Origin of the sequence: Streptomyces sp. NBC_00028, assembly GCF_045041065.1 — a bacterium.
Lineage (GTDB): Bacteria > Actinomycetota > Actinomycetes > Streptomycetales > Streptomycetaceae > Streptomyces.
In genome coordinates, this window is sequence record NZ_CP108293.1 from 1,218,877 (window position 1) to 1,235,400 (window position 16,524).

Annotated in this window: 15 protein-coding genes; 8 read left to right on the forward strand and 7 right to left on the reverse strand. The window is 72.7% G+C overall.

Going from position 1 to position 16,524, the window contains the following annotated elements; translation table 11 throughout:
- Window positions 1-3: 3 nt before the first annotated feature.
- The 3 genes from OG885_RS05415 to OG885_RS05425 all read right to left on the reverse strand — a co-directional run bounded on the left by OG885_RS05415 (window position 4) and on the right by OG885_RS05425 (window position 3,467).
- On the reverse strand, window positions 4-2,019 hold the full coding sequence (locus OG885_RS05415) for an FAD-dependent oxidoreductase (protein ID WP_405726820.1): 2,016 nt from the start codon (window positions 2,017-2,019) through the stop codon (window positions 4-6).
- A gap of 100 nt (window positions 2,020-2,119) precedes the next feature.
- A complete protein-coding gene (locus OG885_RS05420) occupies window positions 2,120-2,488 on the reverse strand; it encodes a hypothetical protein (RefSeq protein ID WP_399954690.1) in 369 nt (122 codons plus the stop codon).
- Between the two features lie 106 nt (window positions 2,489-2,594).
- Window positions 2,595-3,467: a hypothetical protein gene (locus tag OG885_RS05425; protein WP_405726825.1), complete on the reverse strand. Its 873-nt coding sequence runs from the start codon at window positions 3,465-3,467 to the stop codon at window positions 2,595-2,597.
- A gap of 246 nt (window positions 3,468-3,713) precedes the next feature.
- On the opposite strand from OG885_RS05425, the gene OG885_RS05430 reads away from it, so the two are divergent.
- The gene (locus tag OG885_RS05430) at window positions 3,714-5,795 is read left to right on the forward strand and encodes a SpoIIE family protein phosphatase (protein WP_405726828.1); all 2,082 of its coding nucleotides are present in this window, start codon (window positions 3,714-3,716) and stop codon (window positions 5,793-5,795) included.
- Window positions 5,796-5,904: 109 nt separating this feature from the next.
- A complete protein-coding gene (locus OG885_RS05435; RefSeq protein WP_405726831.1) occupies window positions 5,905-6,621 on the forward strand; it encodes a hypothetical protein in 717 nt (238 codons plus the stop codon).
- Between the two features lie 142 nt (window positions 6,622-6,763).
- On the opposite strand, the gene OG885_RS05440 is transcribed toward OG885_RS05435, so the two are convergent.
- The gene (locus OG885_RS05440) at window positions 6,764-7,561 is read right to left on the reverse strand and encodes a putative protein N(5)-glutamine methyltransferase (protein WP_405726834.1); all 798 of its coding nucleotides are present in this window, start codon (window positions 7,559-7,561) and stop codon (window positions 6,764-6,766) included.
- A gap of 307 nt (window positions 7,562-7,868) precedes the next feature.
- On the opposite strand from OG885_RS05440, the gene OG885_RS05445 reads away from it, so the two are divergent.
- Window positions 7,869-8,261 (forward strand): MarR family winged helix-turn-helix transcriptional regulator, encoded by a 393-nt coding sequence (locus tag OG885_RS05445; protein WP_405742589.1) that lies wholly within the window; start codon window positions 7,869-7,871, stop codon window positions 8,259-8,261.
- On the opposite strand, the gene OG885_RS05450 is transcribed toward OG885_RS05445, so the two are convergent.
- The gene (locus OG885_RS05450) at window positions 8,258-8,983 is read right to left on the reverse strand and encodes a GNAT family N-acetyltransferase (RefSeq protein WP_405726837.1); all 726 of its coding nucleotides are present in this window, start codon (window positions 8,981-8,983) and stop codon (window positions 8,258-8,260) included. The two genes, OG885_RS05445 and OG885_RS05450, sit on opposite strands and share 4 nt — an antisense overlap.
- Window positions 8,980-9,906, reverse strand: coding sequence for an NADP-dependent oxidoreductase (locus tag OG885_RS05455; protein WP_405726840.1), 927 nt, complete (start codon window positions 9,904-9,906; stop codon window positions 8,980-8,982). Before OG885_RS05455 ends, OG885_RS05450 begins: the two co-directional genes overlap by 4 nt.
- A 182-nt stretch (window positions 9,907-10,088) precedes the next feature.
- On the opposite strand from OG885_RS05455, the gene OG885_RS05460 reads away from it, so the two are divergent.
- The 3 genes from OG885_RS05460 to OG885_RS05470 all read left to right on the forward strand — a co-directional run bounded on the left by OG885_RS05460 (window position 10,089) and on the right by OG885_RS05470 (window position 12,167).
- A complete protein-coding gene (locus OG885_RS05460) occupies window positions 10,089-10,694 on the forward strand; it encodes a sulfite oxidase-like oxidoreductase (RefSeq protein WP_405726843.1) in 606 nt (201 codons plus the stop codon).
- The gene (locus OG885_RS05465) at window positions 10,687-11,472 is read left to right on the forward strand and encodes a ferredoxin reductase (RefSeq protein ID WP_405726846.1); all 786 of its coding nucleotides are present in this window, start codon (window positions 10,687-10,689) and stop codon (window positions 11,470-11,472) included. The genes OG885_RS05460 and OG885_RS05465 overlap by 8 nt, the downstream gene beginning before the upstream one ends.
- A 107-nt stretch (window positions 11,473-11,579) precedes the next feature.
- A complete protein-coding gene (locus OG885_RS05470) occupies window positions 11,580-12,167 on the forward strand; it encodes a hypothetical protein (protein ID WP_405726849.1) in 588 nt (195 codons plus the stop codon).
- Between the two features lie 481 nt (window positions 12,168-12,648).
- Here OG885_RS05470 and OG885_RS05475 read toward each other — a convergent pair whose 3' ends face one another.
- The gene (locus tag OG885_RS05475; RefSeq protein WP_405726852.1) at window positions 12,649-14,028 is read right to left on the reverse strand and encodes an 8-oxoguanine deaminase; all 1,380 of its coding nucleotides are present in this window, start codon (window positions 14,026-14,028) and stop codon (window positions 12,649-12,651) included.
- Between the two features lie 141 nt (window positions 14,029-14,169).
- On the opposite strand from OG885_RS05475, the gene OG885_RS05480 reads away from it, so the two are divergent.
- Window positions 14,170-15,138, forward strand: coding sequence for an acetylxylan esterase (locus OG885_RS05480; RefSeq protein WP_405726855.1), 969 nt, complete (start codon window positions 14,170-14,172; stop codon window positions 15,136-15,138).
- A gap of 105 nt (window positions 15,139-15,243) precedes the next feature.
- Entirely contained in the window at window positions 15,244-16,410 is a 1,167-nt protein-coding gene (locus OG885_RS05485) for a serine hydrolase domain-containing protein (protein WP_405726858.1), read from the forward strand.
- Window positions 16,411-16,524: the final 114 nt, after the last annotated feature.

Here is a 16,524-nt window from a genome sequence, read left to right on the forward strand (position 1 = left end):
CCCTCACAGGGCCGCCGCGACCTCGGTGCCCTGCTTGATGGCCCGCTTGGCGTCCAGTTCGGCGGCCACGTCGGCACCGCCGATCAGATGGGCGCTCACCCCGGCGGCGACCAGCTCCTCGTACAGGTCGCGGCGCGGGTCCTGGCCGGTGCACAGGACGACGGTGTCCACCTCCAGGACCGTGCTCTCCTCGCCGACCGTGACATGCAGTCCGGCGTCGTCGATCCGGTCGTAGCGCACGCCCGGGACCATGGTGACGCCGCGGTGCTTGAGTTCGGTGCGGTGGATCCAGCCGGTGGTCTTGCCGAGCCCCGCGCCGACCTTGCTGGTCTTGCGCTGGAGCAGATGGACGGTGCGCGGCGGGGCGGGGCGCTCGGGGGCGGTGAGGCCGCCGGGGCCGGTGTGGTCCATGTCGACGCCCCAGTGGCGGAAGTACGTCGCCGGGTCCTCGTTGGCCTTGTCGCCCGCGTCCGTCAGGTACTCGGCCACGTCGAAGCCGATGCCGCCGGCGCCGAGGATCGCGACGCGGTCGCCGACGGGGGCCTTGTCGCGCAGGACGTCGAGATAGCCGACGACGCTCGGGTGGTCGACGCCGGGGATGTCGGGGGTGCGCGGGGTGACGCCGGTGGCGACGACGACCTCGTCGTAGCCGTCCAGGTGGGCCGAGGTCACGCGCGTGTCCAGACGTACGTCCACGCCGTGGGCGGCGAGCTGGTGGCGGTAGTAGCGCAGGGTCTCGTCGAACTCCTGCTTGCCGGGGACCTGACGGGCGACGTTGAGCTGGCCACCGATCTCGCTCGCGGCGTCGTACAGCGTCACCGCGTGGCCGCGTTCGGCCGCCGTCGTCGCACAGGCGAGGCCCGCCGGGCCCGCGCCGACGACCGCGACGCGCTTCTTGCGCCGGGTCGGGGAGAGCACCAGCTCGGTCTCGTGGCAGGCGCGCGGGTTGACCAGGCAGGAGGTGATCTTGCCGCTGAAGGTGTGGTCGAGGCAGGCCTGGTTGCAGCCGATGCAGGTGTTGATGGCCTCGGGGGTGCCGGCCGCGGCCTTGTTCACGAAGTCGGGGTCGGCGAGCATCGGGCGGGCCATGGACACCATGTCCGCGTAACCTTCGGCCAGCAACTCCTCGGCGACTTCAGGGGTGTTGATGCGGTTGGTGGTGACGAGGGGGATGCGGACCGCGCCCATGAGCTTCTTGGTGACCCAGGTGTACGCGCCGCGCGGCACCGAGGTGGCGATCGTGGGGATGCGGGCCTCGTGCCAGCCGATGCCGGTGTTGATGATCGTCGCGCCGGCCGCCTCGACGGCCGTGGCGAGGGTGACGACCTCGTCGTGGGTGGAGCCGCCGGGGACCAGGTCCAGCATGGAGAGCCGATAGACGATGATGAAGTCCTCGCCGACGGCCTCGCGCACCCGCCGCACGATCTCGACGGGGAAGCGCATGCGGTTCTCGTACGAACCGCCCCAGCGGTCGGTGCGCCGGTTGGTCTGCCGGGCGATGAACTCGTTGATCAGATAGCCCTCGGAGCCCATGATCTCCACGCCGTCGTAGCCGGCCCGCCGGGCGAGGCGGGCGGCGCGGGCGTAGTCGTCGATGGTCTGCTCGACCTCGGCGTCGGTGAGCTCACGGGGCGGGAAGGGGCTGATCGGCGCCTGGAGGGGGCTCGGGGCGACCAGGTCCTGGTGGTAGGCGTACCGGCCGAAGTGCAGGATCTGCATCGCGATCCGGCCGCCCTCGCGGTGCACGGCCTCGGTGATGACCCGGTGCTCGTCGGCCTCCGCCTCGGTGGTGAGCTTCGCGCCGCCCTCGTAGGGCCGGCCGGCGTCGTTGGGCGCGATGCCGCCGGTGACGATGAGGCCGACGCCGCCCCGCGCCCGCTCGGCGTAGAAGGCCGCCATGCGTGCGAACCCGCGCTCGGCCTCCTCCAGACCGACGTGCATGGAGCCCATCAGGACCCGGTTGGGCAGCGTGGTGAAGCCCAGGTCCAGCGGGCTCAGCAGATGGGGGTAACGGCTCATGGCAGGCCTCCGTGCGCGGTGTCGTCCCTCCTGTTGTAGAGGACCGCGCACGGTTTATGCAACTAGTTGCAGAACCAGGCCGGGGGTGATGTGCCGCAGCTCACCTGCTCTCGAGCAGCACGTGCAGCTCCCGCTCCTGGTCCCCGGAGGCCGAGGAGAGGTCGCGGACCGCGAACAGGGAGTCGAGGGTGGAGCGCAGCCGCTCGATGGCCCAGTAGCCGCCCTGGGCGTCGGCCTCGACGGAGGACGAGAGCCGGGGCGGGGTCGCGCACTCGTGCGCGTCGGTGACCTCGAAGGTGCCGAGCCACACCATCGGGCGGCTCTCGTGGAGCTGCTGGGGCACGTCCTCGGCCGACCGGTCGGACTCGAAGCACTCGCAGAGCGCGTCGAACACGATCCGGGCGTCCTCCTTGCTGCACCCGCTGATCTCCAGGGAGACGGGTTCCTCGTGCATGCGCACACGATCCATCGTGATCGCTCCTCTCATGGCGACGGCGCGGTCACACGAGTTCCCCCGTGAACCGCGCCACACCTTCAGAAAAGCACCACTGCCGGGCCGGGACCAGCGGCCGGCCTCAGCTCTTGGTGAAGCGGTACGTCTTGCTGTCGGTCAGCACGCAGAACCCGGGCGAGACGACGATCACCCGCAGGGTGCCGGTGCGCCGGTCGTAGTCGATGCCCTCGGCCTCGAACGTGCCCGAGCAGGAGCTGCGCAGCGGGAGCTGGCGGAGCGCGGTGACATGGCCGGTGACGTTCGTCGTGCCGGGTTCGGCGGACAGGTCGACCTGGAGCAGCGGCTTGGTGACGCCGAAGAGGGTGCCCGCGGGGTCGTCCGAGGAGCACAGCAGCCGCGTCGCGGTGACGAAGTCGCAGCCCTGTACGTCGCGTACGGCGTGGTCGAGGGTGACGGTGGACGCCTGCGGGAGGTTCGCCGAGGGCGAGGTGCTCGCGTTGACGCCGGGGGTCGGGAAGACGAGGAAGCGGGTCATCGTGCCGTACTCGCCGGACAGCATCCACTGGCCCGACGGGGCGATGGCGACCCACGAGTTGTTGAGCGCCTCGCCGCTGCTCAACGTGTGGACGTACTCCGACCAGGCGCCGCCCGGGGCCTGCACCCGGTACATCTTCGCCGTGCCCGAGTCGGCCTGGTACGGCTCGACGTAGTAGCCGCCGTAGGAGGCGTCGGGGTCGCCGACGTGGTTCCAGCCGCGACTGGACACGCTCAGCGGGATGGTGCCGATGCCCGTGTAGCGGTTGGCGCTGTTCGCGGGGACCTCGACCGAGGTCAGGCCCTGGCTCTCGGTCAGCGGGTCGGCGCGGTCGGAGCCGACCTCCGTCCAGGTGTCGGCGGCCGTCGCGGGCGTGGCGGACGACAGGACGGCGGCGGTGGCGAGGGCGACGAGTCCGGTCAGGACGGCGTGACCACGGTGCCGGATGCGCAGGGGCATGGCGGGCGGCTCCTCGGAGGGGGGTGGAGGGGTTCGGCGGACAGTGTGGCGGCCCCGTGTAGTCATGTACAGACCAATACGGCAACGGGGAATCGAACTTCTGATCTCACCGGACGCGCCGCGCCGTGTTGAGGGATGGTGGAGGTGGACGCCGATGGCGCCCCAGAGGCGGTTGAACGCGGTAGAACAGGGGAGTCGGCACGGGGGACGACGTGCCGTGTGGACGGTCGAAGGACGGTGCGTGCGATGAGTGCAGCCCGGTCTCCCGTCGCCGAGGGCGACGGACCGGTACGCGGGGCGGTACGGCCCAGCGGGCTGCTCGATGTACTGGGCGTGGCTTCGGTCGTGCTGGACGCCCAGGGCCGCATCGTGCTGTGGAGCCCCCAGGCCGAGGAGCTGTTCGGCTACTCGGCGCGCGAGGCGCTCGGCGAGTACGCCGCCCGGATCATGGTCCACGAGCAGTACCTCGACCTCGTCGTGAAGCTCTTCGCCGACGTCATGGCCACCGGGCAGAGCTGGGCCGGCGCCTTCCCGATCCGGCGCAAGGACGGCACCACCCGTCTGGTGGAGTTCCGCAACATGCGGCTCCTCGACGACCACGGGGACGTGTTCGCGCTCGGCCTCGCGGCCGACCAGTCCACCGTGCGCGGCCTGGAGCGGGACGTGGCGCTGTCGACCCGGGTGGTGGCGCACTCCCCCATCGGACTCGCCGTCCTGGACACCGATCTGCGGTACGTCTCCGTCAACCCGGCACTCGAACGGCTCAACGGCATCCCGGCCGAGGACCACCTCGGCCGGACCGTCCGCGAGGTCCTCCCGCACATCGACGCCGACGCCCTCGACGCGGCGGCGCGCGAGGTCCTCAGGACCGGCCGCCCGATCGTCGACCGGGAGACCGTCGGCCGTACGCCGGCCGACCCGGAGGAGGAGCACACCTGGTCGATCTCGCTGTACCGCCTGGAGGACGCGCTCGGCACCGTGCTGGGTGTGGCCACCTCGGTCGTGGACGTCACCGAGCAGCACCGGGCGACCGTGGAGGCGGAGGCGGCGCGGCGGCGCCTGACCGTCATCGCGGACGCCTCCGCCCGCATCGGCACCACCCTGGAGCTGGACCGTACCGCCCGCGAGCTGGCCGATGTCGCCGTACCCGAGCTCGCCGACATAGCCGCCGTGGATCTGCTGGAGGCGGTGGTCGACGGCAGACGCAGCAGCCTCGGCCCGAGCGAGCCGGCCGTGATCCGTGCCCTCGCCGTCAAGGCGGAGGACGACGACTCGGCCGCGCTGGAGGCAGCGGACCCGCCGGGGCAGGTCGCCCGGTACGGACCGGACCGCCTGGTCACCGAGTGTGTGCGCAGCGGCGATCCGGTGCTGGTGGCCGAGGTCCAGGAGGCCGACCTGCCGCGCATCGCCCGTTCCCCCGAAGCGGCCGGGCTGTTGGCCCGCGCGGGCGTGCACTCGTATCTGGCCGTGCCGTTGATCGCGCGCGGTGAGGTGCTCGGCGCCCTCGACCTCAAACGCACCCGCAATCCGCTGCCGTTCAGCGAGGACGACGTACTGCTGGCCCGGGAGCTGGCGGCGCGGGCGGCCGTGCAGATCGACAACGCCCGCTGGTACCAGAACGCCCGCGACACCGCGCTGACCCTCCAGCGCAGCCTGCTGCCCAGCCATCCCCCGGTGACGGGCGGCCTGGAGGTCGCCTCCCGCTACCAGCCCGCGGGGGCCACGGCCGAGGTCGGCGGCGACTGGTTCGACGTGATCCCCCTCGACGGCCGCAAGACCGCGCTCGTCGTCGGCGACGTGATGGGCAGCGGTATCAACGCCGCCGCCACCATGGGCCGGCTGCGTACCGCGACCAACACGCTGGCCTCCCTCGACCTCGAACCGGCCCGGCTGCTGGAGCACCTGGACCGGATCACCCAGGATCTGGACCACTCCATCGCGACCTGTGTCTACGCCGTCCACGACCCGCGTCTGCGGCAGTGCCGGATCGCCAACGCCGGGCATCTGCCACCGGTTCGGCTGCGTGCCGGGCGCAAGCCCGAACTCCTCGAACTGCCCACCGGGGCGCCGCTGGGCGTGGGCGGGGTCGCGTTCTCCACCACGACCGTCGACCTCGACCCCGGAGACCGGCTGGTCTTCTACACGGACGGCCTCGTCGAGACCCGCCAACACCCGCTCGACGAACGCCTCGACGCGCTCCTGGACCTCCTCGACGGCCCCGACCGCGCCCTGGAGGAGGTCTGCGACCTCCTCGTCCGCACCCTGCACCAGCCCGACAACTCCGACGACGTCGCGCTGCTCATCGCCCGTGCGCAGACGCCGAGTTGACGATCACGGACCCGCACGCGGATTCACAGGCAGGCATTACCCGCTTCTTATCGGCCGCCCACGACAATCACAGCAAGGCACGGCACGAGGACGCCGGTGGGAGCGAGCCATGACGGACGATCCGGATCAGGAAGCGACACCGCCCGAGGTGCTCGTCGGGCCCGGCGGAGGCGCGGAACGCACTCCGCTGCGGGACCGCTGGCAGCGGCAGCCCGTCCGTGTCCGGGCGGTGACGGCCGCCGCGGCTGCCGCCGTCCTCACCCTCGGCGGCACGGCCCTCGCGTACGCCGCGACCTCCTCGGGCCCGGACGGCGGGGCCACGCCCTCCACCTCGGGTTCGGCGTCGCCCTCGCCGGGCGAGCGTGGGCCCGGGCACCCGCATGGCCGGTGGTTCGGCGGTGAGGGGGTGCACGGGGAGTCGACGGTGAAGGACCGCGACACCGGCAAGTGGGTCGTCCGGGTGTGGCAGCGCGGCACCGTCGAGAAGGCGGACGGCGACCAGGTCACCGTCAAGAGCGAGGACGGCGCCGCGTGGACGTGGACCGTGCCGTCCGACGCGACGGTACTGCGGGACGGCGACAATGGCGCGGGCGCCGGGGACGTGAAGAAGGGCGAGACGGTCTACGTGTCCGGTACGCGCTCCGGCGACGGCATCCGCACCGCCGACCACGTCCTCGCGGGCACCTGGGAGAAGCCGGACGCGGGCACATGGCGGGACAAGGTGCCGGGCCCGGAGAACTGGCGTGACGGGTTCCCCGGGCACGGCGGACCTGGCCGCGGCGGCCTGCCGACACCCTCGCCGTCGGAGAACGGCGCCACCACCTGACGCCGCTCCCCCGTGACGCCCACGACCTGACGCCGCTCCCCCGTGACGCCCACGACCAACTCGGCATCCGCCGTGGCGTCCAGGCCTGGCGCCCCATCCCTCATTGCGCCTACGACCTGACGCCGCTCCCCCTCCGGATCGTCTACGTCCCTACGCCGACCACCACGTTGGCGTACAGCTCCTCCGAGCCGAACAGGCGGGTCGTCAGGCCGCTGCGGGTGAAGGCGTCGACGGCTGCCGGGGCCTGGCGTTCGCTCGTCTCGACGAGCAGACAGCCGCCGGGGGCGAGCCATCGGGGCGCCTCGGCGGCCACCCGGCGCAGCACGTCCAGGCCGTCCGAGCCGCCGTCCAGGGCGACCAGGGGCTCATGGTCGCGGGCCTCCGCGGGGAGCAGTCCGACCTCTGCGGAGGGGACGTACGGCACGTTCGCCGCGAGGATGTCCACGCGCCCGCGCAGCCGCTTCGGCAGCGCCTCGAAGAGGTCGCCCGCGTGGACGTGACCGGCGAAGGCGGCGACATTGCGGCGGGCGCAGCGCACGGCCGCCGGGTCGATGTCGGCGGCGTGGAGTTCGGCGCCGTCGAGCGCGTCGGCCAGGGCCGCGCCGACCGCGCCCGAGCCGCAGCACAGGTCCACGACCACGGCGGCGTCGGGGGCGTGGGCGAGGGCCTGCTCGACCAGGAACTCGGTGCGGCGCCGGGGGACAAAGACGCCGGGGTCGACGGTGATGCGCAGTCCGCGGAACTCGGCCCAGCCGACGACGAGTTCGAGGGGGACGCCGGTCGCGCGGCGGTCCACCATGGCCGTCAGTTCGTCCGGGGTGCGGGCGGTGGCGAGGATCAACTCCGCCTCGTCCTCGGCGAAGACACAGCCGGCGGAGCGCAGCGCGGCCACGACGGACTCACGGGAGGCGGGAGTTGAGGAAGGAGAAGAGGGAGGCATGGATGCCGAGGGCCTTTCGGTAGCCGAAGGGCGCTCTCGCGGCCACCTGTTACCGGTGGTCCGCGCCGACTCGGGGAGAGAGCACCCGACCTGACACAGCGGTAATGGGTCCCACCTCCTCGGTCCACCGGTCGGGACCGTCCTCGACCGGACGGTCACCTTACCCGAAGGATCACACCCCGACCCTCTCAATGGTTGACTTATACAACTCCCACTTCAAGTTGTACTGTGCAACCAGAAGGGGACGAGGGTCCGAAGGAGGGTTTTCGTGGACGCGACCGAGGCCGTCGAGAGCATCCAGCGCGAGATGACGGTCTTCGCCCGTCGCGCCCGCGCCTCGGCGGGGCGTCTGCACCCCGAGCTGTCGCTGGTCTCGTACACCCTGCTCGGGCATCTGGAGGAGCGCGACGGCTGCCGGGCGACCGACCTGGCCGCGCACTACGCCCTCGACAAGTCCACCGTCAGCCGCCAGGTGGCCGCCCTGGAGCGCGCCGCGCTCGTCGAGCGGCGCGTCGATCCGGACGACCACCGGGTGCAGGTGCTGCATCTGACCGACACCGGCCGGGAGATCCTCGCCCAGGTCACCGTGAGCCGCCGGGCCGCGTTCAAGGAGCGGCTCGCCGACTGGCCGGAGGAGGATCTCGTACGGTTCGCCGGTTATCTCGTGCGGTACAACGCTCCCGGCACGGACAGCCTCTAGGACACCGCCACCAGCCGTTCCGGGGCCCGGGCGGCGGCGAACGCGGTGGTGCGGCGCAGCCGGAAGCCGAGGGTCTCGTACAGCCGGATGGCGTTGGTGTTCTGGGCGCTGGTGTGCAGGAACGGGGTCTCGCCGCGCTCCCTGATGCCGTGCGCGACGGCGAGGATCAGCCGGGTCGCCAGGCCCTCGCCGCGGAAGGCCGGGTCGGTGCAGACCGCGCTGATCTCGGTCCACCCCGGCGGGTGCAGCCGCTCCCCCGCCATGGCGACGAGGGCGCCCTCCCGTCGTATGCCCAGATAGGTGCCCAGTTCGATGGTGCGGGGCAGGAAGGGGCCGGGCCGGGTGCGCTCGATCAGGTCGAGGATCTCGGGCACGTCGGCGGGGCCGAGGGGGACGGCCTCCGGTTCGGGGGCGGCGGCGAGTCCGTCGTCCACGAACTGCACGCCCTCCATCCGGAACGTGATCTCCCAACCCGCCGGCACCTCCCCGCGGAAGCCCGGCAGCGGCACCTCGGCCCCCGGCCCCGCGAGCGCCGCGAGGTCCGCCCAGTCGTCCGGGTTCGGGTCCTCGGGCAGGGCCAGCCACGGGGAGACGTCGACGGGGTAGCGCAGGACGCGACCGCGCCGTTCGGCGAAGTGGGCGTGGGGGCCGGTGAGGGAGGCGAGGGCGGGGTTGTCGAGGACGTGGGCCGCGGCCACCCGCGCGATGCCGAGATCGCTCATCGGGCCACCTCGATCACGACCTTGCCGCGGGCGTGGCCTTCCTCGACGGTGCGCAGGGCCTCGCCGGCCTCGTCGAGGGGGAAGCGCCGGATGACGTGCGGGTCGAGGTCGCCGTTGACCACCAGGTGGGCGACGGCGTCCAGGACGGCGGCCGTGCGGGCCCGGGCAACGCGTGCGCCGCCCAGTTCCGCGACCACCTCGGGCGGCGCCCCCGCGGTGATCAGCTTCGTGCGGTCGGTGAGCAGGAGCGCGGCCTCGGTCAGCACCTCGCCGCCGACGAGGTCGTAGACCCCGTCGACGCCGTCAGGCGCAGCCGCTGCGGCACGCTCGGTCCAGCCCGGTCCGGAGGGGACATGGACGGCTCCGAGCGACTCGACGAAGTCCTTCTTGCCCTCGCTCGCGAGGCCCAGCACCCGCACCCGGCCCGCCCGCGCGATCTGCACGGCCGCCGCGCCGACCCCGCCGCCCGCGCCGGTGACCAGCAGGGTCGCCCCCGTCGGCAGATCGAGCTGGCGCACCCCGTCGTACGCGGTCGCGGCGGCGACGGGCAGGGTCGCGGCGTCGGCGAAGGAGAGCCCGGCGGGCTTGTGCGCGGTCAGCGCGGCGGGGAGCAGGGCGTACTCGGCGTAGCCGCCGGCCGCGGTGTTGCCGAACACCTCGTCGCCCGCAGCGAAGCCTTCGACGTCCGCGCCGATCTCCTCGACGACGCCCGAGACCTCGCTGCCGAAGACGGCCGGGAAGGTGCGCTCGTCGGAGTCCGTGGGGCGGCGGTATCCGGTGCGGAGCTTCCAGTCGACGGGGTTCACGCCCGCGACCCGCACCGCGACCAGGATCTGGCCGGGTCCGGGGACGGGCCGGTCGGCCTCGACGAGGGCCTCCGTCTCCGGTCCTCCGTACCGCGTGAAGACGTACGCCTTGGGCATGACTCCCACTCTCCTTCGCTCGCGCCGGGCATCAGGCGGCAAGGAAGATCCGCGGGCGGCTATTCCCGGGCCGGTGGAGTGTTCATACGCGCTTAACGAATGCCGTCATGTTCACACTGCTGCCATGATCGGGGCCCCTGACCAGGGGCGGAGCACGGGCGACGACAGCGTACGGTTGAACCATGAACGTCACCCGAGGCTTCGCCGGACGCCCCCGCGTCCACAACACAGGGCTGCCGCCCGGTCAGTACGACGCGGGCGACGACTGGCCCGTGCTGTCCGCGGAGGTCACGCCGGAGCTGTCGCCGGCCGACTGGACCTTCCGCGTCGACGGGCTGGTCGAGGAACCGCGCACCTGGGACTGGGACGAGGCGCACGCATTGCCCGGGTCGGTGTACGAGGGTGACATCCACTGCGTGACGAGCTGGTCGAAGTTCGGCGTGCGGTTCGGGGGCGTGTCCCTGGACGCCTTCCTGGACCTGGTGCGCCCCCGGGCATCCGCCACCCATGTCGTCGCCTACTCGCACACCGGGTACACCACGAACCTGCCGCTGGCGGACGTGACGGGCGGCAAGGCGTGGCTCGCCTGGGAGTTCGACGGCAAGCCGCTGGCCGCCGAGCACGGTGGGCCGGCGCGGCTGCTGGTGCCACATCTGTACTTCTGGAAGAGCGCCAAGTGGATCGCGGGGCTCAGGATTCTCGACCACGACGAGCCCGGGTTCTGGGAGCAGAACGGCTATCACGCGCGGGGCAACCCGTGGGAGGAGCAGCGGTACTCCGGTGACTGAGACCTCTGAGACCTCCGTCTCCCCCGGGGACACCTTCACGCCTGTCACGCGGTTCGCCGTGCCCGGGCGTATCGCCGTGAGCAACCGGGCCGCCGCGCTGTGGCAGACCGCGACGCTCACCGAGATCCGCCACGAGACCCCGCACGCGGCGACCTACCGGTTCGCGGTGCCCGCCTGGGCCGGTCATCTGCCGGGCCAGCACCTGATGCTGCGGCTGACCGCCGAGGACGGCTATGTGGCCCAGCGCCACTACTCGATCGCGTCCGCGCCCGACGACGCGGGACACATCGAACTGACCCTGGACCATGTCGAGGGCGGCGAGGTGTCGGGGTGGTTCCACACGGTCGCCAGGCCCGGCGACCAGGTCGAGGTGCGCGGACCACTGAGCGGCTTCTTCGCCTGGCCGGGCGACCGGCCCGCGCTGCTGATCGGCGCCGGCTCCGGGGTCGTACCGCTGATGTCGATGGTGCGGCACCACCGGGCGCGCGGGCTGACCGTCCCGCTGCGTCTGCTGGTGTCCGCGCGCAGCCCCGAGGAACTCATCTACGCGGGCGAGTTGGGCGGCGAGACGACGCCCGTGTTCACGCGGAGCGCGCCGGAGGACGTGGCGGTGGGACGTATGGCAGCCGCACATGTGGCGCCGCTCCTGGCCGAGGCGCCCGAGGGTGGGTGGGAGGCCTATGTGTGCGGGTCCAACGCCTTCGCCGAGCACGCCTCGCGGCTGCTGGTCGAGGCCGGGCAGCCGGTGGACCGGATCCGGATCGAGCGCTTCGGCTGACCCCTCCCCGGTGGCCGTGCGAGGTCATGGCGCCGGGGTGGACAATGTCCTCCATACGGGGTATCGGACAACGATGTGGGCACTCGCACCGATGCGAGGAGGTCGACATGCGAACCCGGGTCCGCGGCTGGCGCTGGCGGCACAATCCGCTGCGGCGCCGGTCGGACGTCGTCGAGGCGTGGACGACGCTGGTCGTCGTCCTGCTGCTGCTCGTGGCCGCGCCTCTCGCCGGGGCGCTGACGGCTCGCTGGGCGCACAGCGAGGCGCAGGCCGCCGCGGTGGCGCAGCGCGCCGACCGGCACAGCGTGCGGGCCGAGGTCGTCGGCCGGATCCCGGACGAACTGCCCACGGTGCAGGGCAGCCGGGCGCGCTCCTTCCGTACGACGGTCTCCTGGACCGAGCCCGGCGAGGGACGGCGGACGGCCACCGCCCGCGTCCCGGCCGGCTCGCACGACGGTGACGTCGTCACGGTCTGGTTCGACGCCCGGGGCCGCGACGTCCCCGCGCCGCCGAACGCCGTCGCGATCTGGCAGCACACCGTCACCATGGGCGTCTGCGCCGCGGCGGGCACGGTCGGCGTGATCCTCCTCGGCCGCCTCGCCGTACGCCATGTGTCCACCCGTCACCGCCTCGCCGAGTGGGAGGCGGAGTGGGCCCGCACAGAACCGGAGTGGACCCGCCGCCGCCCGGCGTGAGCGGACACCCGGGCCCCGCACTTTCCCGACACCGCCCGCCCAGCGCGAGCAGACACCCGGGCCCGGCACTTCTCGGACACCGCCCGCCCGGCGCGAGCAGACACCCGGGCCCCGCACTTTCCTGACACCGCCCGCCCACCCGGCGCGAGCAGACACCCGGGCCCGGCACTTCTCGGACACCGCCCGCCCAGCGCGAGCAGACGCCCGGACCCGGCACTTCTCTGACACCGCCCGCTCGCCCGACGGCTACGGGCATCCCCGACCCACCGAGCCCCTGCGACAGGCGTCCCCCGCCAGACGAGTCGTGCGGCGGGCGTGCCGCCCAGCCCGCGCTGCCCGTCCCCGTCCGCGTCCCCGCCGACGCCCCGGCCCCATGTCGTCGGCCTCGTCTCCCGCGCGGGCGCGCTCCGCGTCGGCGCAACGTCGTGCGGCGCGGCCGAGGTTCAGGTCCGACCGGCCACGCCCCGCCACCACCGCCGCCCTAGCCCACCCCCTGCATCCGCCGCGCCACCCGTCCGTGGTCCCGCAGGGCGTCCCGCAGGCCCGGGAGGGTCGGTTCGCCGCGGTCGACCAGTACCCGGCCGGCGACGACCGTCGTCCAGGCGCGGGCCGGGCCGCAGCGCAGCCACGATTCGACCGGGTCGGTCAACGCGCCCGCGAGGGCGATCTCGTGGAGGTCCCAGACGACGAGGTCGGCACAGGCGCCGGGGCGGAGGTGGCCGATCTCGTCGGCGCGGCCCAGGCAGCGGGCCGAGCCTCGGGTGGCCATGTCGAGGGCGTCGCGGGCGGTCATGGCGCCGGGGCCACCGCGGTAGCGGCCCAGCAGCAGGGCGTTGCGGGTCTCCATCCAGAGGGAGGCGTGGTCGGTGGAGGCGGAGCCGTCGCAGCCGATGCCGACGGGCAGACCGAGTGCGCGCATCTCGCCGACGCGGGCCGTGCCGCCGCCGATCAGCATGTTGGAGCTGGGGCAGTGGGCCACGCCGACGCCCGCGTCCGCGAGGCGGCGCAGCTCGGTGTCGTTCGGGTAGATGCAGTGGGCCACCCAGGTGCGGTCGCTCATCCAGCCGCAGTCCTCGAAGTACTCGACGGGCCGGCAGCCGTACGTCTCCAGGCAGTAGGTGTCCTCGTCGTGGTCCTCGGCGAGGTGCGTGTGGAGGCGGACGTCGTACCGCTCGGCGAGTTCCGCGGTGGCCGTCATGACCTCCTTGGTCACCGAGAACGGTGAGCAGGGCGCGAGCGCGACGCGGATCAGGGCGCCCGGTTCGGGATCGTGGTGGGCCTTGATCAGGCGCTCGCTGTCGGCCAGGACCTCGTCCATGGACTGCGTGACGCTCCTCGGCGGCAGTCCCCCGTCCTCCACGGACCGGGTCATCGAGCCACGGGTCGCGTGGAAGCGGAAGCCGATGTCGCGGGCCGCGCGGATCTCGGCGTCGACCAGGCGCGGACGCGGGTGGACGTAGAGGTGGTCGGAGGAGGTGGTGCAGCCGCCCATGAGGAGTTCGGCCATACCGACGTACGCCGACACGTACGCGGCCTCCTCGTCGAGGCCGGCCCACAGCGGGTACAGCGTGGTCAGCCAGTCGAAGAGGGTGCCGTTGACGGCGGGGGCGTAGGAACGGGTGAGGTTCTGGTAGATGTGGTGGTGGGTGTTGACCAGGCCCGGTGTGACCAGCCGTCCGGCGGCGGAGACGGTGGTGGCGGCCTCGGGTTCGCTTCCCGCCGTTCCGACGCCGGTGACCCGACCACCTGTTAGGGCGACCCAGCCGCCCGGGATCTCCCGCTCTCCGTCCACGACGAGCAGGTCGGCATCTCTGACCAGCAGTTCGACATTCCGAACAGGCACTTCGGAGGCAGCTGACATGGCGCCATCGTAGGCCCGTCACCGGGCACAGGCCTGGCGATTCATCGGACCACCAACGTACGGTGTGATCATCCGCACCCGTCGTCCGCGCGGCTCATCCCCGCGCCTCATCCACACTCCTCATCCCAAAGGCGGTCCTACATGGCCCTGTTCGACCTTCCCCTCGATGAGCTCCGCACGTATCGCAGCACGTCGCCGGAGCCCGAGGGCTTCGACGCGTTCTGGTCCAAGACCCTCCAGGAGGCCAGGGAGCACGACCTGAACGCCCGGTTCGAGCCCGTCGACACGGGGCTCGCCACGGTGCGGGTGTACGACGTGACGTTCGCCGGGTTCGGCGGTCACCCGGTGAAGGGCTGGCTCACCGTGCCCGCCGCGGCCACGGAACCCCTCCCGGTCGTGGTGGAGTTCGTGGGTTACGGCCTCGGCCGTGGGCTGGCGCACGAGCATCTGCTGTGGGCGTCGACGGGCCGTGCGCACTTCGTGATGGACACGCGCGGCCAGGGCAGTGGGAACGGCGGCGGTGGCGCCACGGCCGATCCGGTCGGGGCGGGTCCCTCCTACCCCGGTTACATGACCCGGGGCATCGAGTCGCCCGAAACGTACTACTACCGCCGCCTGTTCACCGACGCCGTACGTGCCGTCGAGGCGGCCCGAACGCATCCGCTCGTCGATCCCGCGCGCACCGCGGTCACCGGCATCAGCCAGGGCGGCGGCATCACGCTCGCGGTGGGCGGGCTGGTGCCGGACCTGGTGGCGGTCGCGCCGGACGTGCCGTTCCTGTGCCACTTCCCGCGCGCGGCGACCATGACGGACCGTCACCCGTACCGCGAGATAGGCCTGTTCCTCAGGACGCACCGCGGTCGCACCGAGGACACCCTGCGCACCCTCTCCTACTTCGACGGCGTCCACTTCGCCGCACGCGGCAGCGCCCCGGCCCTCTTCTCGACGGCCCTGGAGGACCTGACCTGCCCGCCCTCGACCGTGTTCGCGGCGTTCAACAACTGGGCGCACGACGACAAGGAGATCGAGGTCTACGACTTCAACGACCATGAGGGCGGCGGCCCTTACCAGGAGGCGGTCAAGCTCCGCTGGCTGCGCTCGCGTCTCTGAGGAACGTCGGACACCTTCCGCCCCGTCCGACCAGTCGGTATGTTCGCAGGGTCCGGGCCGCGGTGTCGCGGCCCGGCTTTCCGATGGACGACACGGAGGCGGCGCATGTCCGATCACGACCCCCTGGTCCACGGCCATTGCGACGGGCGGTTCGCCGCGGTGCGCGAGGCGTTCGAGGAGAACTTCCGGGACCGGGGCGAGCTGGGTGCCGCCGTCGCCGTGACGGTCGACGGGCGGGTCGTGGTCGATCTGTGGGGCGGCTGGGCGGACGCGGCGCACAGCAGGAGGTGGGAGCGGGACACCCTGGTCAACGTCTGGTCGACGTCGAAGGGGCCGACGGCCCTGTGCGCACACATCCTCGCCGACCGGGGGCTGCTCGACCTCGACGCGCCGGTGGCCGAGTACTGGCCCGAGTTCGCCGCGGCGGGCAAGGAGAAGGTGCTCGTACGGCATCTGCTGTCGCACCGGGCGGGGCTGTCCGGCCCCCGCGCGCCGCACTCGCTCCAGGAGCTGTACGACTGGGAGTTCACGGTGCGCCGGCTGGCGGCGACGGAGCCCTGGTGGGAGCCGGGGACACGGTCGGGGTATCACGCGCTGACGTACGGCTTCCTGGTCGGGGAAGTGGTGCGGCGGGTCTCGGGGCTGCTGCCGGGGGCCTTCCTGCGACGGGAGGTGACCGGGCCGCTCGGGATCGACTTCACCATCGGACTGCCGGAGCAGGAGTACGGCCGGGCGGCCGAGCTGGTGCACATGGCTCCGGCGTCGGGGGGCGAACAGGAAGCCGCGGCCGTCCAGTTGCCGCCGTTGGCGCTCGCCGCGCTGGCCAACCCCGTGATGGGTGCGGCGGACGCCAACTCGCCGGGGTGGCGGGCCGCCGAGATCCCCGCCGCCAACGGGCACGGCACCGCGCGTGCGGTGGCCCGGCTGTACGGCGTCTTCGCGGGCCGGGGCAGCCTGGACGGCCGTCGGATCCTGTCCCCCGAGGCGGCCGAGCGGGTGCGCGAGGGGCAAGGCGTCTGCCGGGACCTGGTGTTGGGCGCCGGGCTCGGCCGGGACACCGAGGTGGCGCTCGGGCTGTGGCTGAGCGGGGGGAGCGGATCGTACGGGCCGAACCCGCGCGCTTTCGGACATGACGGCTTCGGCGGCTCGTGCGGTCTCGCCGACCCGGAGGCGGGGGTGTCGCTCGGGTACGTCATGAACCGTATGGGGCCTCAAATCGCCGATGACCCAAGGAAGATGGCGCTCGTCGACGCCCTGTACCGGGCGTTGTGAGCGGCGGTCCGTTTCGGCCGAACCGCCCGACCGCTCTTCCCTGGTGGTTTAGACCAATGCTAGATCTGGTGGCGCAATGAGCCCGCACGGCTACCGCACGTCACCAACAGGAGG